Origin of the sequence: Siculibacillus lacustris, from assembly GCF_004328075.1 — a bacterium.
Lineage (GTDB): Bacteria > Pseudomonadota > Alphaproteobacteria > Rhizobiales > Ancalomicrobiaceae > Siculibacillus > Siculibacillus lacustris.
In genome coordinates, this window is the sequence record NZ_SJFN01000005.1 from 84,925 (window position 1) to 105,639 (window position 20,715).

Below are 20,715 nucleotides of genomic sequence, written 5' to 3' on the forward strand. Positions count from 1 at the left end.
CGAAGCGTTCCTCGGTTCAATCGATCTGCGGCACGCTGCCGCGGTCTTCCAGAGATACCGCACCGGGGCCGTCGCGGCCATGCGTTTCGACCCGGATGGCGATCGCCCGCGCCATCGCCGCCTGCCCCAGCGACAGGCCGCCGTCGTTGGCCGGCACGGCCCGCGCCAGCAGCGGCACCCGCCCGGCGTCCCGCAGCGCCCCGCAGAGCCCTTCCGCCAGCACCCGGTTCATCAGGCAGCCGCCGCCCAGCGCGATTGCGTCGCCCGGCCGCGTCCAACCCGCGCTCCAATCCGCGAGCCCGTCGATCAGCGCCCCGTGGAACAGATCGGCGCCGGCGGCGGCATCGAGATCGCCGCGGGCCAGCCGTTCGATCAACGGCGCGAAGTCGAGGACGCCGTCGGTGATGGTGTGGAGCCCCGAGCCCAGCACCGGTGCCGTCACCAGCGCTTCGAGCTCCATCGCCGCCTGCGCCTCGTGGTCCTGGGTCAGCCGCACCCCGAGCAGCGCCGCCGCGGCGTCGAACAGCCGCCCGGCCGAGGTGGTGGTCGCCTCGCGCCCCGCTTCGAGGCGTTTCGCCACCGCGCCCGCCGCCGGCACGCCCGAAAGCAGCGCCGGCCAGCGGTCGAGGGCGCCGACATGGGCCAGCGCCGCCAGCGCCATCCGCCACGGCTCGCGCGCCGCCCGATCGCCGCCCGGCAGCGCCAGCGGTGCGAGATGGCCGAGCCGCGTCCAGCGCCCGCCGTCGAGCCGCAGCGCTTCGCCGCCCCAGGCGCCGCCGTCGTCGCCGTGGCCGATGCCGTCGAGCGCCAGACCGAAGATCGGCCCGGCGACGCGGTGTTCGGCGGCGATCGCCGCGACATGGGCGGCATGGTGCTGCACCGCCACCACCGGCACGTCGAACTCGCCGGCGAAGCGCGACGAGGCGAAATCGGGGTGGAGATCGCAGGCGACCACCGCCGGCCGCACGTCGAGCAGGGCCAGGAGATGCGCCGCGGTCTCGCGGTGGAAGCGCAGGGTCTCGACCGTGTCGAGATCGCCGACGTGCTGCGACACGAAGGCCTCGCGGCCGCGGGTCACCGTCACCGTGGTCTTGAGATACGCCCCGGTCGCCAGCACCGGCGGGCCGTCGGCGCCGAGATCGATCGGCTCGGGCACGAAGCCGCGCGAGCGGCGCAGAAACGCCGGCGCGCCGTCGATCACGCCGGCGACGCTGTCGTCGGCGCGGATGACGATCGGCCGATCGTGGCCGACGATCAGATCGGCGATGCCGGCGAGCCGTCGCTCGGCTTCCGTATCGTCGACCACCAGCGGTTCGCCGCCGGGATTGGCGCTGGTCGCCACGACGACGAAGGGATTGGGCCCGTCCGGCGCGGCGCGATCGAACGGCCCGCCGGCCGCCTCGCGGAAGATCAGGTGATGCAAAGGCGTATGCGCCGCCATCACCCCGATCCGCCCGAGCCGTGGCGCCACCGACGGCGCCACCGCGCCGGGAACCGCCGCCATCACCACGATCGGCGCCGCGGTGGACGCAAACAGCGCCCGTTCGGCGGCGCTAGGCCGCGCCACCCGGTCGAGCGAACCGGCATCGGCGACCATCACCGCGAAGGGCTTGGCGTCGCGGTTCTTGCGCCGGCGCAGCTCCGCCACCACCGCCTCGTCGCCGGCGTCGCACATCAGATGAAAACCGCCGAGCCCCTTGACCGCGACGATGCGGCCGGCCTTCAGCGCCGCGACGATGTCGGCGACCGGCCGGGTCAGCCGCGGCCCGCAGGCCGGACAGGCGATCGGTTCGGCATGGAAGCGCCGGTCGGTCGGATCGCGATAGTCGCGGGCGCAGGCGGGGCACATCGCAAAGCCCGCCATCGCCGTCTGCGGCCGGTCGTAGGGCAGGCGCGCGGTGATGGTGAAGCGCGGACCGCAATGGGTGCAGTTGACGAAGGGGTAGCGGTGGAATCGGCTCGTCGGATCGAACAGATCGCCGAGGCAGGCCGGGCAGGTGGCGGCGTCCGGCGGCACCCGGGTGGTGACCCGCCCGCCGACGCTCTCGTCGATGCGAAAATCCCTCGCCCCGGTCGACGCCAGGGCTTCCGCGACGACGCTCTCCAGCCGGGCGAGCGGCGGCGCCTCCCGCTCCAGGCGGGCGAGAAAGGCCGCGAGATCGCTCCCCTCGACCTCGATCGCCACGCCGTCGCCGTCGTTGAGCACGTGGCCGGCGAGCCCGAGCTCGGTCGCCAGCCGATGCACGAAGGGCCGCATGCCGACCCCCTGGACCGCGCCGCGCACCCGGATCCGCAACCGTTCGACGGGGCGGCCGACCGGCGACGGCGCCGCCGGGGCGGGGTCTTCGGCCATCGCCCCTCAGTCCGCGGTCGCGGCGACGGGCCGACGGGCGAGCGCCGCGCGACGCTCGATCCAGGCGACGAATTCGCCGAGCCCGTCGCCGCTGCGCGCCGACAGGACCAGGATCTCCAGGCGCGGATTGACCCGCCGGGCGGCGGCGAGGCAGGCGGCGACGTCGAAGTCGAGATGCGGCAGGAGGTCCGACTTGGTCAGCAGCATGAGATCGGCGGCAGCGAACATGTCGGGATATTTCAGGGGCTTGTCTTCGCCCTCGGTGACCGACAGGACCACCACCTTGTGGGCCTCGCCGAGATCGAAGGCGGCCGGGCAGACCAGATTGCCGACGTTCTCGATGAACAGCAGCGAATTCTCCGGCGGATCGAGGGCGTCGATCGCGTGTTCGACCATGTGGGCGTCGAGGTGGCAGCCCTTGCCGGTGTTGACCTGCAGCGCCTTCACTCCGGTCGCGCGGATCCGCTCGGCGTCGTTGGAGGTCTGCTGGTCGCCCTCGACCACGGTGATCGGCAGCCGCGCCTTCAGCGCCTCGATCGTCGCCACCAGCAGCGTGGTCTTGCCCGAGCCGGGCGACGACACGAGATTGAGCGCCAGGATGCCGCGGGCGGCGAGCCGGCGCCGATTGGCGCGCGCCAGCGTGGCGTTCTTGCCGAGGATGTCGCGCTCGATCCGCACGATGCGCTCCTGCGACAGGCCCGGGACATGGACCCCGGCGAGCCCGCCGCCGTAGTCGATCGCCCCTTCGCCGCGGGAGACGTGCGCCGCGGCCGCGACGGGCGCGTTGGCATGGTCGTGGTCGTGGTCATGGCCATGGTCGTGAGTGTGGCCGTGGGCGTGCCCGTGATCATGGTCGTGGGAATGGCCGTGATCGTGCGAGTGATCGTGGCCGTGACCTACCGCGCCGCCCTCGACCGTCGCCGTTCCGCAGCCGCACACCGTGCACATCACACCACCTCCAACTCGGCGACCCGGAGGTCGTCGCCCGCCGTCATCTGGACCCGGCGACCGCCGCACTGCGGGCAGTCGCCGAAGCGTTCGTCGAGCGCCACCGTCGTCGAACAGTCGAGGCACCAGCCGGCGCCCGCCACCCGATCGATCTCCAGCCGCGCGCCGGCGGCCGTCGTCCCGTTGGTAACCGCCTCGAAACAGAAGCGCAACGCCTCGGGGTCGACGTGCGACAGCACCCCGACCGCCAGCCGCACCACCGTCACCCGGGTTGCCCCGGCCCGACGCGCCTCGTCCTCGACGATCTCGAGGACGCTCTCCATCAGCGCCATTTCATGCATCGGCGGCGTCTCGGATCGCCACGTCGAAACCGACGCAAGGGTCGAACAGCGCGGCGATGCGCACCACCCGGGCGTACCCGGCCTCGCCGCCGTCGAAGCGGTTGGCGAGCAGGGTGGCGGCGAGCGGTCCCTCGGCGTGGAAGTTCCACTCGGTCGGCGCCAAGACCGCATAGGCGGCGACGCGGCCGTCGCCGTCGAGGCGGACGAGATGATGCAGCCGCCCGCGCGGGCTCTCCACCGCCGCCCAGCCGGTCGCCGATTCGAGCCGGCCACCGGTCACCCAGCCGGCCATCGCCGCGGCCCGCTCGGCCGCCGGCGCCACCAGGAGATTGGCCGCTTCGGCGATCTCGGCGAGCCGCGCGGTCAGCCGTGCCCGCCCGTCGCGCACCCCGCGCAGGGTCGCCACCCGAGCGAGCGGCCCGGTCTCCGGTCGCCGCCCGGCGAGCGTCGGATGGGCCGAATAACCGGCCGGATCGGCGGCCAGCGCCGTCACCACCGCGTCGTCGTCGGCCGGACGCAGGGCATCGACGCCGAGAAACACGTCGCCGTTGGCCGGCCCGATCCGCTCCAACACCGAAGTCGCCCACGACCCCGGCGCGGCACGGAACCGCCCGCCCGGTTCGATCGACAGGCCGAGCCGCTCGAGCCCGGCGACGATCGGCGCCGCCGCCGCGGCGCGGCGTTCGGGATCGGGTTCGGCGGCGTCGAACGACCGCGCCGATCCGAGCACTCCGCGCAGATCGGCCAGCGTCTCGTCGTCGATGGTCTCGAGCGCCGCTCCCAGCCCGCGGCTGGTGAACACCGAGCGCAGATGTTCGCCGAGCCGTTCCGCGGCCAAGGCCTCGAGCCCGCCCGGCGCGTCTTCGACGGCCGACGCACCACTGCGCGCCGCTTCGATCGCCGTCGCCGCCGCCGTGCCGTGGGCCCGTCCGCACAAGGCATGCAGCCGCGCCGCCAGGGCCGGCACTTCGCCGGCCGCCCGGCCGACGAACACCGTGCCGGAGAAGGCCACCGGCCGCGTCGATTCGATCGCCACCCGGCGCGGCCGCGCCGCACCGCCGGAGGGCAGATCGAGCGTCAGCGTCAGACCGCCGACGGCGAAGGGCGGCGAGGTCAGGGACATGGCGCCTCTCCTCCCGGAGCCGCGCGCCGACCGAACAGCAACGCCCGCCGATCGAGCGCCGAAGGCCGCGCCGGCGGTTCGGGCTGGGGCACCGGATCGGCTGCGAAGATTGCTTCGAGCGCCGCCTCGGCGGTCGCCCGGGCGCTGTCGGCGTCGGCGAACACGTCCATCGGCGAGAACAGCGACACCGCATCCAGCCGGCCGAAACCGGCGAGGTCCCCGACCACCGCCTCGTAGGCGCCGTCGCCGAGCGCATGGACCACCGTCGCGCCGACCGGCGCGAGGGGCAAGGGCGGCCCGCCCGGCACCGCGGCGAAGACCAGATTGAGGCACCACGGCGTCACCACGATACCGACCGCCCGGCCGTCGTCGATGCGGAACCCGACCGTCTCGACGCGGAGCCCCGGATGGGCGATCGGCAGATCGCGCATCGGACCGTCGGCGATCGCGCGAAAGAGCCGCTCGATCGTCGCGCTCACCGCCGCGGCGGCGGGTCCCGATGCCGCATCAGCCTCGCCCACCACCGTCTCCCGTGCCCAGCAGCATGAACTTGGAGCGCGGCGCGTCGCAGGTCGGGCAGCGCCAGTCCTCCGGCAGGTCGGCGAAAGCGGTGCCCGCCGGAATCTGCCACACGTCGTCGCCGACCGCCGGATCGTAGACCGTCCAGCAGATGCCGCATTCCATGCGGCTGTCGCGCGGCCACTGTCGGGCGGTCTCGTCGCCGTCGAAGGCGGTCATCGGAAATAGGCCTCCTCGATCTCGCGCAGGCGTTCGGCCGAATCCCGGAAGTCCTCGACCGCCGCCTTGGCGGTGGTCGGTACGCCGCCGATCTCCAGCGTGTCGAGCACGATCGTGTCCATCGCGTTGAAATACTGCACCGACCACACGTCGCGCACGCCGGTGGCGACGATCCGACAGGTGCCGTAGCCGCGCGACAGGATCTGCACCGGCCCCGGCCCGAGGGTCGTCTGGAGATGGGCCATGTCGGCCTCCGACATCGGCAGCAGCGTGAAGGTCAGGGTGTGGTTGGCGTCCCCCGGGCGATGGCGCGCCGCGCGGTCGCGGATCTCGGTCAGGATCGGCAGCACGTTCATCGCGCCCTCGGGCGGCGGCGGGATGGTGTCGAGGGTGCGGGTCATCGTCGCCGCCCGTTCGACCGCCGCGGGAATCGCCGCCACCTCGACGTAGTCGGCGAGCGGCCGCCCGTCGCGATCCTCGAAGCGCACCCGCCACAGGCCGGCCATCACCGATTCACGGATCTGGGCGACCACGCCGTCGGGCAGCGCCACCGTCGCCGAGACCTCGCCGGTGCCCAGCACCTGGCCCATCAGCTCGCGCTCCTCGTCGTCGAGCTCGGCGAGGTCGAACAGCCGCCCCGGTGCCGCCGCCTCCTGGGCGTCGAGCGCATCGGCGAGCACCGGCAACAGCGCCGCCACCTTCGGGCAGCGGGCGATCGCCTCCTCGGCGCTGGCGGTGGCGAGATAGGAGATGGTGCCGGCGCCGGTCAGGCCCGAACCGCCGATCGCCGGGGCTTCCGCACCGATCGGCAACATCGCCACCGGTCCCTCCTCGCCCTCCGGGGCGACCCAGAATCCCGCCTTCATGCCTCGCTCCCCTTGTGCGACCGGGTGAATTCCACGCGCGGCGGGGCCTCTTCGGCGAGCGCCGGGGCCTCAGGATCGAGCGCCGCGGCGATCGTCGCGAGATAGTCGGACCAGTCGCGGATCTTCGGCATCACCGCGATCGGCCGGCCGTCGCGCACCACCACCAGGCTCGGATGGATCACCACCCGGAAGCGCGGCGCCAGCGCGGCTTCCGCGTCGCGCGCCACCACCGCCGCCCGCAGCCGTCCGGCGAAGGCCGCGAGCAGCTCGGGCAGCACCACCGCCACGTCGGTGGTCTCGGAGCGCTGCGCCGGATCGCCGGTGAAGAACAACAGCGCATGCGCCGCCTCGCCTTGCGCCGGCGTCAGAAAGGCGTCGATCGTCGTCGCATCGACGGTCGGCAAGCCGTGGCGCGTGCCCAACGCCTCGATCCATGGTGACGTCATCGATTCCCCCTCGCGTGCCGCCGGCGTCCTGCCCGCGGTGTCTCGTTGCGTGGCACCGACCCGTTCCCCGCCCGGGGTCCGGGCGGCGAAGGATCAGCATCTCTCGTTCGGCCGATGAAAATCAATCGGACTTGCGGACCTCGCACGGGCCCCGCCGTCGGTCAGGGGACCTGCCCGCGCAGGAACTCCGGCAGCTCCGGTTCGCGGTCGACGAGATCGGCGAACAGGTGATCGAAGGCGCGCCCGTCCAGCGCCGCCGCCAGCCCGTCGAGGGCGTCGTCGATGCGGTCGGCTTCTTCCGCCTCCAGCACCCGCACCGCCGTGTCGATGTGCACCAGCACCCGCGTGCCCGGCGGCTGCGCGCCGATCAGCATCGTCGAGACCCGCCGCACCTCGTCGCGCCGCCGGCACGACGCGCTCATGTCGTCGCCCTCTTCGACCACCATCGGGATGCCCAGACACATGCGCGCGGTTCCTCGCGATCGGCCTCAGAGGCCGGGAAGGGGGCGCCGCTCGTAGGCGGCGAAGTCGATCGCCGCGTCGAGCAGCGCCGTCGGCGTCTCGTCGGCCGCGCGCGGCGTGACCGTCACACCCCATTCGGCGAGCACCCCGAGCGCCGCGGCCAGCGCCGGTTCGAGCGCCGCCCGCGCCGGAGCGGTCAGCGGCCCGCCCCAGTCCTCGAGGTCGAGCGGCTGACAGCCGATCAGCACCTGGGCCTGCGGCGCCGCTCCGAGCAGATCGGCCGCCGACAGCACTTCCTGGAAGCCGGTCTGGTGCAGGCTCATCTTCTTGGCGCCGGTGAACTTCGGCACCTCGTCGTCGCGGATCACCTTCAGCGTGCCCGGCTCCAACCCGTAGTCGATGGCGTCGAACACCAGCAGACGGTCGCATTCCTGGAGGAAGTTGACGAGATAGAGGCCCTGAGTACCGCCGTCGAGCACGGTGACGCCGCCGGGGACCTGATAACGGCGGTGGAATTCCTCCACCGCCCGCACCCCGAAGCCCTCGTCCGCCCACAGGATGTTGCCGATGCCGAGGATCAGCACGCGGGGACCGGGACCGGCCCCCGCGTCGCCGTCGGTGGAAGGGATCGGATCCGCCATCGCCTCAATCCGGCAGGTCGTCGCGGAACAGGCGTTCGCCCGACACCATCGACGAGATCATGCTCTGGCGGCTGAGGATGTCCTCGCGCACCGCCGCGTAGACGTGGACGATCACGAACACGACGATCGCCCACATGCCGAGGTGATGCCACGTGTGGAGATCCTGGCTGTTCGGGAACAGCGTGAACATGAAGCCGAACAGCCGATGCTGCCAGCTGTCGATGCCCAGCCCTTCCGAATAGAGCGCCATGCCGCTCGCCATCATGAACAGCAGGAACAACATGAACGAGAACATCGCCACGTGCGCCAGCGGGTTGTGGCCGATGTACTTCTTCGGGTCCTTGACCAGGAACATGTACCACTTGAATTCGTAGAAGATGCCCCACAGCCAGGTCTTGTTCCACACCGGCAGATAGGACAGCTGGCGCGAGAACTTGTTGCCGACGAAGGCCCAGTAGAGCCGCAGCAGGAAGAACACGATCAGCGTCTGCCCCGCCGCGAAATGGGTGAAGCGGATGTAGCCCATCAGGAAATGCTGCGAGGCTTCGCCCGGCAGCGACGGCAGCGGCGAGCCGATGAAATAGCCGGTCACGCACAGCGCCGTGATGGCCAGCGCATTGACCCAGTGCCACAGGCGCACCGGGGCTTCGTAGACATAGATGGTCTGCAACGAGCGGGCGCGTTCGCCGGAGGCGTCGAGCACGCCCTGTACCTGCGCGATCTGCGTCATGGATCCCCTCCCGGTGATCGCCGCGGCCCCCGCTTTCCGGGTGTTCGACGCGCGACGATCGTCCCTGACTTCGAGTTGCACGCGAGGACGGCGGGATCCGCCGTCACGGAGAGATCGACGGCGGCGATCCGCCGTCACTGGGGACGGGACGGCGGCCGGGCCGCCGTCCGGGGATCGTTCAGCGGACCGTCACCTTGGCCATCTCCTGGCCGTCCTCGCTTATCACGTGGGTCGAGCACGCGAGGCAGGGATCGAAGGAGTGCAAGGTGCGGATGATCTCCAGCGGCTGGTTCGGATCGGCCATCGGCGTGTCGAGCAGCGACGCCTCGAAGGCCCCGATCCCGCCCTTGGGATCGCGAGGGCTACCGTTCCAGGTGGTCGGCACCACCGCCTGATAGTTGTCGATCTTGCCGTCCTTGATCTTGATCCAGTGGCCGAGCGCGCCGCGCGGCGCCTCGGTGAAGCCGACGCCCTTGACCTCCTTCGGCCAGGTCTCCGGCTTCCACTTGTCGACGTTGGCGGTCGCGGTGTCGCCGGCCTTGATCGAGGCCATCAGCTTGTCCTGGAAGTATCTGAGCTGCCGCGCCGCCCACTGGCACTCCAGGGCGCGGGCCGCGGTGCGGCCGAGCGTCGAGAACAGCGCGGTGACCGGCACCCCGAGATCGGTCAGCAGCTTGTCGACCGGCTCCTTGAACTCGGGCTTCTTCTGGGCATAGCCGATGATGTAGCGGGCGAGCGGCCCGACCTCGACGGCGTTGCCCTTCCAGCGCGGCGACTTGATCCAGGAGTACTTGGCTTCTTCGTCGAGCGCTTCGATGTTGGTCTTGGTGCCCTTGGCCTTGGGTCCCAGCACGTAGTTCGGCTCGGTGACGCCGTCCCAGGGGTGCAGGCCCTTGGTCTCGTCCGGGTACTTGTACCAGGAGTGGGTGACGAACTCCTGGACCTGATTCGGATCGGCGAGATCGATCGGCAGCACCTCGGCGAGATTGCCGTTGAGGATCACCCCGCGCGGCATCTTCAGCGACGCCGCGGTGTAGTCGTTGGCGTGTTCGGGAATGTCGCCGTAGGACATCACCGACTTCGACGACAACCCGCCGCCGTAGAGCCAGTCCTTGTAGAACGAGGCGATCGCCTGGAGATCCGGCAGATAGACCTGCTCGGTGAACTCGACCATCCGATCGATGATCGACGAGACCAGGTTCAGCCGCTCCATGTTGATCGCGCCGACCGCGCCGACCCCGTCGACGTTGATCGAGCAGGGCACGCCGCCGACCAGCCAGTTGGGATGGGGGTTCTTGCCGCCGTAGATGGTGTGGATCTTGACCATGTCCTTCTGGAAGTCGAGCGCTTCCAGATAATGGGCGACCGCCATCAGATTGGCTTCCGGCGGCAGCTTGTAGGCCGGATGGCCCCAATAGCCGTTCTTGAACGGCCCGAGCTGGCCGCTCTCGACGAATTTCTTCAGCCGGGTCTGCAGGTCCTTGAAGTAGCCGGGGCTCGACAGCGGCCACGACGAGATCGACTGCGCCAAGGCCGACGTCGCCTTGGGGTCGGCCGACAGCGCCGACACCACGTCGACCCAGTCGAGGGCGTGCAGATGGTAGAAATGGACGACGTGGTCGTGCACCTGCAGCGTCAGCTGCATGATGTTGCGGATGGTGTTGGCGTTCTCCGGGATCTTGATGTCCAGCGCGTTCTCCACCGCGCGCACCGAGGTCAGCGCATGGGTGCCGGTGCACACGCCGCAGATCCGCTCGGTGAAGGCCCAGGCGTCGCGCGGATCGCGACCCTTGAGGATCACCTCGATGCCGCGCCACATGGTGCCGGTCGACACCGCGTTGCGGATGACGTTGTCCTTGTCGACGTTCACTTCGACGCGCATGTGACCTTCGATGCGGGTCACCGGATCGACGACGATGCGCTTGCCGGAATTGTCGAGATTGAAACCGTTCGGAGTCTGGATGCCCATGGCGGCGGTCCTCGGAAACTGGAAGGGTCAGGAAGGGCGAGCGGAGAGGGTCAGCCGACGTTTTCCGGCTTCTTGACGATCCGCTTCACCGCCGTCACCGCGGCATGCGCCGCCACACCGGCCGCCACCACGCCGGCCACCGTCGCGCCGACCTTGTCGGCGTTGGCTTCGATGCCGAAGACGTTGATGCCGGTCAGCCGGTCGTAGAACGAGCCCTTGTCCCAGAAGCCCTCTTCCGAACAGCCGATGCAGCCGTGGCCCGACTGGATCGGGAAGGACACGCCGCCGTTCCACCGCACCGTCGAACAGGCGTTGTAGGTGGTCGGGCCCTTGCAGCCCATCTTGTAGAGGCAGTGGCCCTTCTTGGCGCCCTCGTCGTCCCATTCCTCGACGAACTGGCCGGCGTCGAAATGCGGCCGGCGGTAGCACTTGTCGTGGATGCGCTGGGAATAGAACATCTTCGGCCGGCCCTGGCGATCGAGCTCGGGCAGCTTGCCGAAGGTCGTCACATAGGTGACGACGCCGGTCATCACCTCGGCGATCGGCGGGCAGCCGGGCACCTTGATGATCGGCTTGTTCTTGATCACCTTGTCGATCGGCGTCGCCTGGGTCGGGTTGGGCTTGGCCGCCTGGACGCAGCCCCACGAGGCGCAGGCCCCCCAGGCGATCACCGCGAAGGCGTCCTCGGCCATCTCCTTGAGCTTCTCGACGAAGGGACGTCCGCCGTCGATGCAGAACATGCCGCCTTCGTTCAGGGGCGGATTGCCCTCGACCGCCAGGATGTACTTGCCCTTGTACTTCTCGCGGGTCTCCTGGAGGATCGCCTCGGCCTGATGGCCGGCCGCCGCCATGATCGTGTCGTCGTAGTCGAGCGAGATCATCGACAGGATGACGTCCTTGACCAGCGGATGGGCCGAGCGGATGAAGCTCTCCGAGCAGCAGGTGCATTCGAGCCCGTGCATCCAGATCACCGGCACCCGCGGCTTGGTCTCCAGCGCCTGCGCCATCTCGGTCGCCGCGCCCGCCCCGAGCCCGAGGCTCGCCGCCGTCAGGGAGCAGAATTTGGTGAAGCTGCGGCGGGTGATGCCCTGCCGGCGGATCACTTCGTAGAACGTTTCCAAGTCGGCACTCATCCCGAGCCTCCCCCCTGACGCTTGTCGATGCCGTCGGTTGTCCCGACGGCCGTTCCCCCCGTCGGACGCAAGAACCGGGCCGAACTCGTCTTCGAGCGAGGCGCTGCGGCTTCCGTCCGGATTTCAGCCGTCCGCGTCCGCGCCGTCTCCGACCCGGACCTTCGCCGTCGGTGTCGTGATCGCGACCAGAACGACCGACGGATCTCCGCAGCAGTCCGGAACTCTACACAAAAGGCCGGAGGCCCCGCCATCCGGAGGCCTGCGCACGACGAAAGTCGCGACATGGCGTCGCAGGCCCCCGGAATGCGTTTTCCGGTGCCCGAGACACAGTTTCAGGTTGTGAGTTCCCTCGGATTTCGAGGCAGCGCTGTGCCGTGCGCACCGCGATGGGCGGGCACCGACGCGCAGCGACCACGACGCGGCGAAACGCGTCGCGGTCGCCCCCGGAGTCGGGAGAGCGGCGAATCGGACGAGGAGAGGTGTCGGAAGGATCGGGCGTGGGCGGGCGGGGATCAGCAAAGGCGCCCCGCCGGCATCGGCGCCCCGCAGGGTGCCCATCGACCGGTCCCGCGCCCGGCGGGAGGGTCGGCCGATCGGCCCGGAACCAGACGGTCCGGGTCGGTCAGTTGATCGTGAAGTCCCGGCGGGTCGCCGCGATGTGTTCGGCGGTGATGCGGTCGCCGATCTCGCGGGCGATCCGGAAGTCGTTGAAGACCTCCGACGGGGTATGCGTGTCGGAGCGCCGGCCGAGCGAATCGTAGGCGATCACGTCGTAGCAGGGCGACCCGTCGCCGGCCGAGGCGAAGTTGATCTCGACGTGACCCGAGCGGGCCGGCTTGACCCACACGCCGGCGTCCATCTGGACCCAGTTCGGGCCCTGGGAGTGGAAACTGTTCATGGTGGCGAATCTCGCGCTGTTGAACGAAAGTCGTATATCGCACAATTCGAACCGCTTCGCAAGCGATTCGATAAGTCCTTGATTTGAACCCGTAAAATTTTCATAGAATCCATTGCGGACGACCATGTCGAACACGTTTTCGCCCAAGTTCGATCCGGCGGTCCAACTGTGACGGACTCGCATTGAGCAGGCATGACAGTGGCCGTTCGGCAGTCGTTCCTTGATGCGCCGTCGTAGTACCGCAGAAATATACGGCGATCGAAGGCGAGGAACGCGCGTCACGCGAGATCCGATCGACCGCATTGAACCGCGCGGCGATCGATCTTTCGCCGGCGGGTCAAGGTGAACCTCGGGGAAACTAAGTAAAAATCCTGGGGGACGGGCGCCGCGGCGGTCCTTCGATCGCGGCACCCGCGCCGCCGCCGGATCGCCGGTCCGGGCCGCGGCCGTCGCGGCCATCGCCCCCGCGACGCCGGGGTCCGGAGCGACTATGATCGCGCCGCGGCCCGGGCCGGCCGAATCGCCCGCGGAGGGCCGCGGTCGCCCCCCGGGAAGCCCCGCACCGGACGCGCGACATCGGCGCGACCCCGACCCGAGGAGACATCGATGTCGAGACCCCCCATCCGGCGCAGCGGCACCACGCCGCGCGACGCCGCCGAAGCGGCGTTCCGTTCGGCCACCGCCAAGCCGGTCGAAGCGCCGCTCGAGGCGCCGCGGCCGCCGTCCCTGCCCAACGTCCGCGAAGCCGTGACGCTGCGCCTCGATCGCGCCGTGCTCGATCATTTCCAGGCCGACGGCCCGGGCTGGCAGGACCGGATCAACGACGCCCTGCGCGGCCTCGTCGCCGCCGCGACGCCCGCCGAGCGCGGCTGAGCGCCGGCCTCAGGGTCAGAACCGCGTGATGACGCCGATGCCGATGTCGGTGGCGCGATCGAGCCCGACCAGCGCCGGCACCGCCTCGTCGAGGCTCATCCGCCGGCCGATCAGCCGCTCCGGCGCCAGCTTGCCCGCGGCGATCATCGCCAGCATCGCCTCGTAGCGCCAGGCCTGCATGCCGTGGCTGCCGGTGATCTCGAGCTCATGGGCGATCACCCGGCCCATCGGGATCTTCGGCTCGGCCTCCCCCGCCAGCATCAGCCCGACCTGGACGTGGCGGCCGCGGCGGCGCAGGTTGGCGATCGAATCGAAACAGGTCTTGGCCGAACCCAGCGCGTCGATCGAGACATGGGCACCACCGCCGGTGATCGCGCGCACCGCCTCGGCGACGTCCGGCGTGGTGCGGGCGTCGATCGTCGCCACGGCACCGATCGAGCGGGCGAAGGCGAGCTTGTCGTCGGCGATGTCGATGGCGATCGGATTGGCCCCCAGCGCCGCGGCGATCTGGATCGCCGACAGGCCGACACCGCCGCAGCCGTGCACCGCCACCCATTCGCCGCCCTTCACCCGCCCCTGGTCGACGACCGCGCGGAACGAGGTGGCATAGCGGCAGCCGAGGCTCGCAGCGGTGGCGAAGTCGATCGCCTCGGGCAAGGCCACCAGATTGTGGTCGGCCCGCTCGATCGCCACATACTCGGCAAACGACCCCCAATGGGTGAAGCCCGGCTGGAACTGGTCCTCGCAGACCTGCTGATTGCCCGAGCGGCATTCGGCGCAATGACCGCAGCCGGCGACGAAGGGCACGGTGACCCGCTGGCCGAGCCGGAAGTGGCGCACCGCCGCGCCGAGCGCCACCACCACCCCGGCCAGTTCGTGACCCGGCACATGGGGCAGGCGGATGTCGGGATCGTGGCCCATCCAGCCGTGCCAGTCGCTGCGGCACAGGCCGGTCGCTTCGACCTTGACCACCACGCCGTCCGGCGTCGGGGTCGGATCGGCGACCATTCGAATCTCGGGGGTCACCCCGAAGGCCTCGTAGACCATTGCACGCATGTCTCGCCCCTCGCTTCACGCGGTCCGCATCGTCTCGTCATCGCCGACGCCGGTCACAGCGCCGCCATCCGCGCCCACAGCCGTCGGCTCTCGCGCTCGGCGGTGCGGCGGATGTCGTCGAGGTCGGCGCCGACCAGTCGTCCGTCGCGCACCACCCAGCGCCCGCCGACCACCACCTGGCGGATCGCCCCGCCGTCGCGCACCACCACGTCGCCGAGCGCCCCCGGCGCGAGCCCGGTCGCGACGACCCCGAAGCGTTCGGCGACCAGCGCCGCCCCGGCCGCCAGCCGCCCGCCCGCATGGGCATCGCCATGGGCCGCGGCGAGCCGGGCGAGCGCCTGCGCTTCGACCGCCATGTCGGCCGGCCAACCGTCGGTACCGAGCGCCACCCGGTCGGAACGCGCCAGCATCGCCGGATAGCCGACGCCGTTGCCCTCGTTGGAGCGCGGGTTCTGGACCAGCCAGCAGCCGCGCGCGTCGATCTCGTCGACGTCCGCGGCGGTCAGATGGACGCCATGGGCGAAGATCGAGCCGGGCACCACCGCATCGCAGGCCACGAGCCGGGCGAGCGGACCGGCGTAGCCCCGCGCCTCGGCATCGGCGACGTCGGCTTGCGCCTCGGCGAGATGAACATGGAGGACGGTGCCGAGGTCGCGGGCGCGGTCGCCGGCCTCGCGGATCGTTTCGTCCGAAACGGTGAAACTGGCATGCAGCCCGACCAGCGGCCGGATCAGCGGCGACGTCGGCACCCGCGCACATTCGGCGAGGCCGCGCCGCGCTTCGTCGCGGCCGCCATTGCGCTCGGTCGCCCCGTAGCACAGCAGCGCGCGGACGCCGAGATCGTCGCAGGCCCCGGCGAGAACGGCGAGCGAGCCTTCGATCAGGGCCGGCGATTCGTGGTGGTCGATCAGCGTCGTGGTGCCGGCGAGCAGCGCCTCGGCGACAGAGAGCCGAGCCGCGGCGGCGAGACTGTCGGCGTCGAGCGCCCGGTCGAGCCGCCACCACACCCGCTCGAGGATCTCGACGAAGGTGGTCGGCGCCGGTCGGGGCGACGGCATGCCCAGCGCCGCGAGACCGCTGTAGAGATGGGTATGGGCGCACACCGCCCCGGCCTCGATCGTCCCGTCCGCACAGGCGATCACCGCCGCCCCCGGCGCCGGCGTCGCGGCGATGTGGCCGTCGACGATGGCGACCACCCGGCCGCTGCGATCCGGCCCGAGGGTCAGCGATCCCATCAATGCCAGTCCTCCCGCTCGGCCGCGCTCGCCGTCAATCCGACGCCGAGGCCGCGGGCGGCGGGACTGTCGATCATCGGCAGGCGGGTGCGCCGCAGCCCATCGAAGGCCTCGAGTGCCGCCGCCACCGCGCCGGCGGTCGGCACCAGGCCGATCTCGCCGATACCCTTGGCGCCGAACGGCCCCTCCGGCTCGGGATCCTCGACCAGGATCACCTCGACCTTCGGCATGTCGCTGGCCCTGAGTACGCCGATGTCGCGCAGGCCGAAGGACACCGGCATGCCGTCCCGGCACGGCAACTGCTCGGTCAGCGCGTAGCCGAGCCCCATGTGCACGGCGCCTTCGATCTGGCCTTCGCAGAGCTTGGGGTTGATCGCCCGACCGACGTCGTGGGCGGCGATGATTCGGTCGACCCGGCCGTCGCCGTCGAGGATCGCCACCTGCGTCGCCCAGCCGAAGGCGGTGTGGGTCTTGATCTTGCCGTTCTTCAATTGCCCCGGCGCGGTGGTGTCGTCGATCAGGATGTCGCCGACATAGACCCGGCCTGCGAGATCGGCGAGCGTCCGCCCGGCGTCGAGATCGACCCGCAGCGCCTTCGCCGCTTCGATCGTCGCGCGGCCGCCGAGCAGCGTCGCCCGCGAGCCGGTGGTCTGGCCGACGCCGACCTCGAAACGGCTGTCGACCTTGGGCCGGAACAGCGACGACGGCAGGCCGGTCACTTCCGAAGCACTCTGGGCCATCACCGTCAACAGGCCCTGGCCCATCTCGGTGAAGCCGACGTGCAGCGACACCGTGCCGTCGGATTCGACCGCAAGCCGGCACTTGCCCCATTCCAGCGCGCCGTTGCCGATGCCGCTGTTCTTGACCGCGCAGGCGACGCCGACCGCCCGGCCGGCGGCCTTGGCCGCGTAATAGGCGTCCTTGACTGCGAACAGCGTCTGCTCGAGCCCGACCGACTTCTCCAGGATCTGCCCCGACGAGAACACGTCGCCCACCCGCACGACGTTGCGCGCCCGCATTTCCCAGCCGTCGATGCCGACCTTGGCCGCCAGTTGGTCGAGACAGCCCTCCATGGCGAAGCTGGTCTGGTTGACGCCGAAGCCGCGCATCGCCCCGCACGGCGGATTGTTGGTATAGGCGGCGACCGAGCGGATCTTCAGCGTCGGCACCCGGTAGGGCCCGCAGGCATGCCCCGCCGCCCGCTCCAGCACCTTGTCGCCGACCGAGGCATAGGCCCCGGAATCGCCGAGAAGATCGATCTCCGCGGCGGTGATTCGACCCTCCGCGTCGCAGCCGACGGTATAGGTCATGGTCATCGGATGGCGCTTGGGATGCAGCCGGATCGACTGCTCGCGCGACAGCACCACCCGCACCGGCCGCCCGGTCATCCGCGCCAGCAGCGCGGTCTGGGCCTGGACGGTCATGTCCTCCTTGCCGCCGAAGGCGCCGCCGGTCGGCACCAGCTCGACGTGGATGGCGCTCTCGGGCTCCCCGAGCACCGCGGCCACCGCCTTGCGGTCTTCGAAGATGCCCTGACCCTGGGTGTAGAGATGCAGCCGCCCGTCGGGCAGCGGCACGGCGAGCGCCGCCTCCGGCTCCAGGAACAGGTGCTCGATGCGCTGGGTGTGCCAGGTGCCGGTGACCACATGGGCCGACGCCGCCAGCGCCGCCGCGACGTCGCCGCGATCGATGCGGGTGTCCGACAGGCGATTGGCGTGGCGCGGATTGATCGGCCGGGCGTCCGGGGCGAGCGCCTCTTCCGGGCTCAGCGTCGGCGGCAGCGGCTCCCAGTCGACGGCGACGAGCTCGGCCGCGGCGCGCGCCGCCCGCGAGGTCTCGGCCGCCACCGCCGCGACCACGTCGCCAACGTAGCGCACCTCCTCGCCCTCGGCGACGAACACCGGCCAGTCGCGGAAGATCTGGCCGACCCAGCGATCGCCCGGCACATCCGCCGCGGTCGCCACCGCCACCACCCCCGGCAGCGCCCGCGCCGCCGCGGTGTCGATCCGCCGGACCTTGGCCCGGGCATGGGGCGACAGCACCAGCACGCCGTGGAGCAGCCCCGGCACGGCGATGTCGGCGACGAAGGCCCGCGCGCCGAGCGCCATCTCGCCGCCCCGCCAGCGATCGACCGACACGCCGACCCCGCCCGCCGGGACCGGCGGCGGCAGCGACCCGCCGTGCTTGGCCTCGAAGATCGCCTCGACCGCGTCGATCACCTTGACGTAGCCGGTACAGCGGCAGAGATGGCCGTCGAGGGCCGCCGCGATCTCGTCGCGGCTCGGCCGGTCCGCCTGATCGGTCAGGGACTTGATCCGCAGCACGATGCCCGGCGTGCAGAACCCGCACTGGACCCCGGCCGCCGCCTGGAAGGCCGCGGCATAGAGCCGACGCTCGGCCTCGGCGACCCCCTCGAGGGTGGTGATCCGCCGCCCGGCGATCGAGGACGCCTCGACCGCGCAGGTCTTGCGCGGCCGCCCGTCGACCAGCGCCAGACAGGCGCCGCACTGGCTCTGGCCGGAACAGCCGTCCTTGACCGAAGTGACGGACAGCGTCTCGCGCAACACCTCCAGCAGCGACTGGCCGGGCGCCACCGCCACCCGGCGCTCGGTGCCGTTCAGCTGAAAGGAGATCGTCGTCATGGGTCGTCGCCTCGAGCGCAGGAATTTCGACGGGCCGCTTGGGCGCGCGTCAGGAGAGGGCCACGGAGACCCAGTTCAGGGACTTGGGCGCGGTGACCGCGTCGGTGAGCGCCAGCATCTGCCGCATCCGCCCGAGATCGACCGGACCGATGGTCGAGCCGGAGGCGTCCAACAGCCCGTCGATCGACGGGAAGGTCAGATCGAAGCCCTCGCCGGCATAGCGCAGCGAGCCGTCGTCGCGGCGCTCGACGGTCACCGCGTCGCCGGCCGTTCGGCCGAGGATGCGCAGGCCCTCGGGGATCCGTTCGATCAGCAGCCCGTCGCGATTCGGTTGGCCGTCCCAGGCGGCGCGGCCGCCGAAGAACACCGGCTTGACCTCATGCGGCGCGCCGATCTCCGGACAGGCGACGGTGCAGTTGCCGCAGGCGTTGCACAGATCGGCGAAGATGCCGATCTGCTGGCGCCGCGCCACCGCGAGCTCGCCGACCCGTTCGATGTGGACGGCATAGCGCCCCGACACCAGTCGATCGAGCGGGATGGCCTCGGGGGGAAGGTCGAAGCGGAACACCGCGGCGTTGGGGCAGACGGTGACGCAATGGCCGCACATCTCGCAGTCGAGGAGCCCGAGCGTCGCGCCGCTCGATTCGATCGGCACCACCGTCGCGTCACGCCGATAGCGCGGATCGTCGAGCACCCGGTCGGCATGGCGGCGGGAATTGAGGATCAACGCCGCCGAAACCCAGGCGCCGAAGGCCGCGCCGGCCGCCGCCCGCGGATCGCCGCCGGCGAGCGCCGCGCGACAGGCCGCAGCCCGCTCGGGGGCGAGATCGAGACCGGCCAGCGCCTCGTCCGCCGCCCCGAAGGCCTTCAGTGCGAAGACCTCGAGATCGTCGGCGCCGAGCCCCTTCATCCGCGCGACGAGGGCCGCGAGATAATCGGCGCCCTTGGCATAGCCGTTGCCGATCAGAAGATCGGAACAGACGCTGACCGGCTTCAGCCCCAACGCCACCGCATCGGCGAAGTTCTCAGCATCGATGCCGGCCGAGAAGGACACCGGAAAGCGATCGCCGAACTGATCGCGGAAGCGCCGCACCAGTTCGATCGCCAACACGTGCAGCGGCCGCCCGGAGAGATAGGCGACCGGAGTGCCGGCCGGGAAGAAGTCGCGGACATTGCGCACCAGCAGCGTATTGGTGAACTTGACGCCGAATCGTCGCCCCGCGCGCTCCGCTAGCGCCCCGAGCCGTTCGACGATGCCGGTGACCTCGGCCCAGGTCGCGTCGGTCTCGAAGGTCTCCGGCGGCACCTCGACGTCGGTGAACCCGAGCCGATCGTGGAGGATCGCCTCCAGATCGGTCTTGCCGAGCAGGGTCGGGTTGAGCTTGACCACCACGTCGAGCCCGACCTCGGTCATCAGATGCGCGGCGATCGCCTCGATCTCCTGCGGCGGACAGCCGTGGAAGGTCGACAGCGTCACCGACGACGCCAGCGCCGTCGGGAAGGCGAGGTCGCGCAGCCGGGCGTGGGCGTCCGGAATTTCGGCGCGCAGTTTCTCGACGATCGCCCGCGCATCCTTCATCCCGTCGAGGAAGGCCCGGACCGCGGGCGAGCGGATGCCGGCGAGGTCGTAGCCGACGCTCATGTCGAACACCGTCGCGTCGAGGCCCGGCGCCAGCCCCTCGGCCCGGGCGATCTCGATCAGCATCGCCGCCTTGACGTATTCCTCGAGCGATTGCACCAGCCCGAGCTCCTGCGACCACTCGATGTTCCAACCGACCGCGCCGCCGCCCATGTCGATGCACGGCCGGGCGATGTCGAGATCGTCGATCACCTGCACCGTCTTCAGCTCGATCACCCGGGCGCCGGCGAGCCAGGCGAGCACGATGTTCGGAGCGAGCTGGGTGTGGGGACCGGCGGCCGGACCGAACGGCGTCGCCGCCCGCCGACCGTGGATGTCGAGCGACAGATCGACCGCCGGATCGGCCTGGAAGAAGTTCCAGCGCCTGAGATCATAGACCGCCTTCTTCACCGCGAGTTCGCGGATCATCCGGTCGACCAGCGTCGCGAAGGGCACGGGGAACAGGTCGGACATCGCTCACGCCTTCTCGGCCGAGAGGAACGGAGACATCTCCGGTCGCCGAGGCTCGGCGAAACGGAAGATGGTCGCACGGATCGCCGTGCAGCGGTCGAGATCGCCGTCGGGAGTGACCGGCTCGTCGTGCGGCGTCGAAGCCAGGGCGACCGCGATGTTCCTCCGCATG

General features: G+C 70.8%; 20 protein-coding genes. 1 reads left to right on the top strand and 19 read right to left on the bottom strand.

Annotated elements, in window-relative coordinates:
* Window positions 1-16: 16 nt before the first annotated feature.
* The 14 genes from hypF to EYW49_RS05030 all read right to left on the bottom strand — a co-directional run bounded on the left by hypF (window position 17) and on the right by EYW49_RS05030 (window position 12,648).
* On the bottom strand, window positions 17-2,353 hold the full coding sequence (gene hypF / locus EYW49_RS04965) for a carbamoyltransferase HypF (RefSeq protein ID WP_131306824.1): 2,337 nt from the start codon (window positions 2,351-2,353) through the stop codon (window positions 17-19).
* A gap of 6 nt (window positions 2,354-2,359) precedes the next feature.
* Window positions 2,360-3,301: a hydrogenase nickel incorporation protein HypB gene (hypB, locus tag EYW49_RS04970; protein WP_131306826.1), complete on the bottom strand. Its 942-nt coding sequence runs from the start codon at window positions 3,299-3,301 to the stop codon at window positions 2,360-2,362.
* A complete protein-coding gene (gene hypA, locus EYW49_RS04975; RefSeq protein WP_131306828.1) occupies window positions 3,301-3,642 on the bottom strand; it encodes a hydrogenase maturation nickel metallochaperone HypA in 342 nt (113 codons plus the stop codon). Before hypA ends, hypB begins: the two co-directional genes overlap by 1 nt.
* The gene (locus tag EYW49_RS04980) at window positions 3,635-4,765 is read right to left on the bottom strand and encodes a nickel-dependent hydrogenase large subunit (protein ID WP_131306830.1); all 1,131 of its coding nucleotides are present in this window, start codon (window positions 4,763-4,765) and stop codon (window positions 3,635-3,637) included. The genes hypA and EYW49_RS04980 overlap by 8 nt, the downstream gene beginning before the upstream one ends.
* Window positions 4,756-5,286 carry a [NiFe]-hydrogenase assembly chaperone HybE gene (gene hybE, locus EYW49_RS04985; protein ID WP_228259496.1) on the bottom strand — a complete coding sequence of 177 codons (531 nt, stop codon included), beginning with the start codon at window positions 5,284-5,286 and terminating at the stop codon, window positions 4,756-4,758. Before hybE ends, EYW49_RS04980 begins: the two co-directional genes overlap by 10 nt.
* The gene (locus tag EYW49_RS04990; protein ID WP_131306832.1) at window positions 5,273-5,503 is read right to left on the bottom strand and encodes a rubredoxin; all 231 of its coding nucleotides are present in this window, start codon (window positions 5,501-5,503) and stop codon (window positions 5,273-5,275) included. The genes hybE and EYW49_RS04990 overlap by 14 nt, the downstream gene beginning before the upstream one ends.
* On the bottom strand, window positions 5,500-6,369 hold the full coding sequence (locus EYW49_RS04995) for a hydrogenase expression/formation protein (protein ID WP_131306834.1): 870 nt from the start codon (window positions 6,367-6,369) through the stop codon (window positions 5,500-5,502). The genes EYW49_RS04990 and EYW49_RS04995 overlap by 4 nt, the downstream gene beginning before the upstream one ends.
* Window positions 6,366-6,815 carry a thioredoxin domain-containing protein gene (locus EYW49_RS05000; protein WP_131306836.1) on the bottom strand — a complete coding sequence of 150 codons (450 nt, stop codon included), beginning with the start codon at window positions 6,813-6,815 and terminating at the stop codon, window positions 6,366-6,368. Before EYW49_RS05000 ends, EYW49_RS04995 begins: the two co-directional genes overlap by 4 nt.
* Before the next feature lie 161 nt (window positions 6,816-6,976).
* Entirely contained in the window at window positions 6,977-7,279 is a 303-nt protein-coding gene (locus tag EYW49_RS05005) for a HypC/HybG/HupF family hydrogenase formation chaperone (protein ID WP_131306838.1), read from the bottom strand.
* Window positions 7,280-7,303: 24 nt separating this feature from the next.
* Window positions 7,304-7,918, bottom strand: a complete 615-nt coding sequence (locus EYW49_RS05010) for a HyaD/HybD family hydrogenase maturation endopeptidase (protein ID WP_131306840.1) — start codon at window positions 7,916-7,918, stop codon at window positions 7,304-7,306.
* Between the two features lie 4 nt (window positions 7,919-7,922).
* Complete coding sequence (cybH, locus tag EYW49_RS05015; protein ID WP_131306842.1) at window positions 7,923-8,648, bottom strand: Ni/Fe-hydrogenase, b-type cytochrome subunit; 726 nt, start codon at window positions 8,646-8,648, stop codon at window positions 7,923-7,925.
* A 178-nt stretch (window positions 8,649-8,826) separates the two neighbouring features.
* On the bottom strand, window positions 8,827-10,617 hold the full coding sequence (locus EYW49_RS05020; protein ID WP_131306844.1) for a nickel-dependent hydrogenase large subunit: 1,791 nt from the start codon (window positions 10,615-10,617) through the stop codon (window positions 8,827-8,829).
* A 50-nt stretch (window positions 10,618-10,667) separates the two neighbouring features.
* Entirely contained in the window at window positions 10,668-11,750 is a 1,083-nt protein-coding gene (locus tag EYW49_RS05025) for a hydrogenase small subunit (RefSeq protein WP_131306846.1), read from the bottom strand.
* A gap of 622 nt (window positions 11,751-12,372) precedes the next feature.
* Window positions 12,373-12,648 (bottom strand): hypothetical protein, encoded by a 276-nt coding sequence (locus EYW49_RS05030; protein WP_131306848.1) that lies wholly within the window; start codon window positions 12,646-12,648, stop codon window positions 12,373-12,375.
* A gap of 606 nt (window positions 12,649-13,254) precedes the next feature.
* Between EYW49_RS05030 and EYW49_RS05035 the strand changes: the two genes are divergently transcribed.
* Window positions 13,255-13,521 carry a BrnA antitoxin family protein gene (locus EYW49_RS05035; RefSeq protein ID WP_131306850.1) on the top strand — a complete coding sequence of 89 codons (267 nt, stop codon included), beginning with the start codon at window positions 13,255-13,257 and terminating at the stop codon, window positions 13,519-13,521.
* A 15-nt stretch (window positions 13,522-13,536) separates the two neighbouring features.
* Here the strand turns inward: EYW49_RS05035 and EYW49_RS05040 are convergent, their stop codons facing one another.
* Genes EYW49_RS05040 through EYW49_RS22930 form a run of 5 tightly spaced genes read right to left on the bottom strand, consistent with a single transcriptional unit; the run spans window position 13,537 to window position 20,714 of the window.
* Complete coding sequence (locus tag EYW49_RS05040; RefSeq protein WP_131306852.1) at window positions 13,537-14,577, bottom strand: zinc-dependent alcohol dehydrogenase family protein; 1,041 nt, start codon at window positions 14,575-14,577, stop codon at window positions 13,537-13,539.
* 53 nt (window positions 14,578-14,630) lie between these two features.
* Entirely contained in the window at window positions 14,631-15,812 is a 1,182-nt protein-coding gene (locus EYW49_RS05045) for an amidohydrolase family protein (protein WP_206365384.1), read from the bottom strand.
* On the bottom strand, window positions 15,812-18,454 hold the full coding sequence (gene xdh, locus EYW49_RS05050) for a selenium-dependent xanthine dehydrogenase (protein ID WP_131306856.1): 2,643 nt from the start codon (window positions 18,452-18,454) through the stop codon (window positions 15,812-15,814). Before xdh ends, EYW49_RS05045 begins: the two co-directional genes overlap by 1 nt.
* A 49-nt stretch (window positions 18,455-18,503) precedes the next feature.
* Window positions 18,504-20,546, bottom strand: coding sequence for a 4Fe-4S dicluster domain-containing protein (locus tag EYW49_RS05055; RefSeq protein ID WP_131306858.1), 2,043 nt, complete (start codon window positions 20,544-20,546; stop codon window positions 18,504-18,506).
* A gap of 3 nt (window positions 20,547-20,549) precedes the next feature.
* A complete protein-coding gene (locus EYW49_RS22930; protein WP_165498132.1) occupies window positions 20,550-20,714 on the bottom strand; it encodes a hypothetical protein in 165 nt (54 codons plus the stop codon).
* Window position 20,715 lies beyond the last annotated feature (1 nt).

Bases quoted from the DNA above. Each gene is read 5' to 3' on its own strand.
- hypF (WP_131306824.1), bottom strand. From the start codon at position 2,353: ATGGCCGAAGACCCCGCCCCGGCGGCGCCGTCGCCGGTCGGCCGCCCC.
- hypB (WP_131306826.1), bottom strand. From the start codon at position 3,301: ATGTGCACGGTGTGCGGCTGCGGAACGGCGACGGTCGAGGGCGGCGCG.
- hypA (WP_131306828.1), bottom strand. From the start codon at position 3,642: ATGCATGAAATGGCGCTGATGGAGAGCGTCCTCGAGATCGTCGAGGAC.
- EYW49_RS04980 (WP_131306830.1), bottom strand. From the start codon at position 4,765: ATGTCCCTGACCTCGCCGCCCTTCGCCGTCGGCGGTCTGACGCTGACG.
- EYW49_RS04990 (WP_131306832.1), bottom strand. From the start codon at position 5,503: ATGACCGCCTTCGACGGCGACGAGACCGCCCGACAGTGGCCGCGCGAC.
- EYW49_RS04995 (WP_131306834.1), bottom strand. From the start codon at position 6,369: ATGAAGGCGGGATTCTGGGTCGCCCCGGAGGGCGAGGAGGGACCGGTG.
- EYW49_RS05000 (WP_131306836.1), bottom strand. From the start codon at position 6,815: ATGACGTCACCATGGATCGAGGCGTTGGGCACGCGCCACGGCTTGCCG.
- EYW49_RS05005 (WP_131306838.1), bottom strand. From the start codon at position 7,279: ATGTGTCTGGGCATCCCGATGGTGGTCGAAGAGGGCGACGACATGAGC.
- EYW49_RS05010 (WP_131306840.1), bottom strand. From the start codon at position 7,918: ATGGCGGATCCGATCCCTTCCACCGACGGCGACGCGGGGGCCGGTCCC.
- cybH (WP_131306842.1), bottom strand. From the start codon at position 8,648: ATGACGCAGATCGCGCAGGTACAGGGCGTGCTCGACGCCTCCGGCGAA.
- EYW49_RS05020 (WP_131306844.1), bottom strand. From the start codon at position 10,617: ATGGGCATCCAGACTCCGAACGGTTTCAATCTCGACAATTCCGGCAAG.
- EYW49_RS05025 (WP_131306846.1), bottom strand. From the start codon at position 11,750: ATGAGTGCCGACTTGGAAACGTTCTACGAAGTGATCCGCCGGCAGGGC.
- EYW49_RS05030 (WP_131306848.1), bottom strand. From the start codon at position 12,648: ATGAACAGTTTCCACTCCCAGGGCCCGAACTGGGTCCAGATGGACGCC.
- EYW49_RS05035 (WP_131306850.1), top strand. From the start codon at position 13,255: ATGTCGAGACCCCCCATCCGGCGCAGCGGCACCACGCCGCGCGACGCC.
- EYW49_RS05040 (WP_131306852.1), bottom strand. From the start codon at position 14,577: ATGCGTGCAATGGTCTACGAGGCCTTCGGGGTGACCCCCGAGATTCGA.
- EYW49_RS05045 (WP_206365384.1), bottom strand. From the start codon at position 15,812: ATGGGATCGCTGACCCTCGGGCCGGATCGCAGCGGCCGGGTGGTCGCC.
- xdh (WP_131306856.1), bottom strand. From the start codon at position 18,454: ATGACGACGATCTCCTTTCAGCTGAACGGCACCGAGCGCCGGGTGGCG.
- EYW49_RS05055 (WP_131306858.1), bottom strand. From the start codon at position 20,546: ATGTCCGACCTGTTCCCCGTGCCCTTCGCGACGCTGGTCGACCGGATG.
- EYW49_RS22930 (WP_165498132.1), bottom strand. From the start codon at position 20,714: ATGCGGAGGAACATCGCGGTCGCCCTGGCTTCGACGCCGCACGACGAG.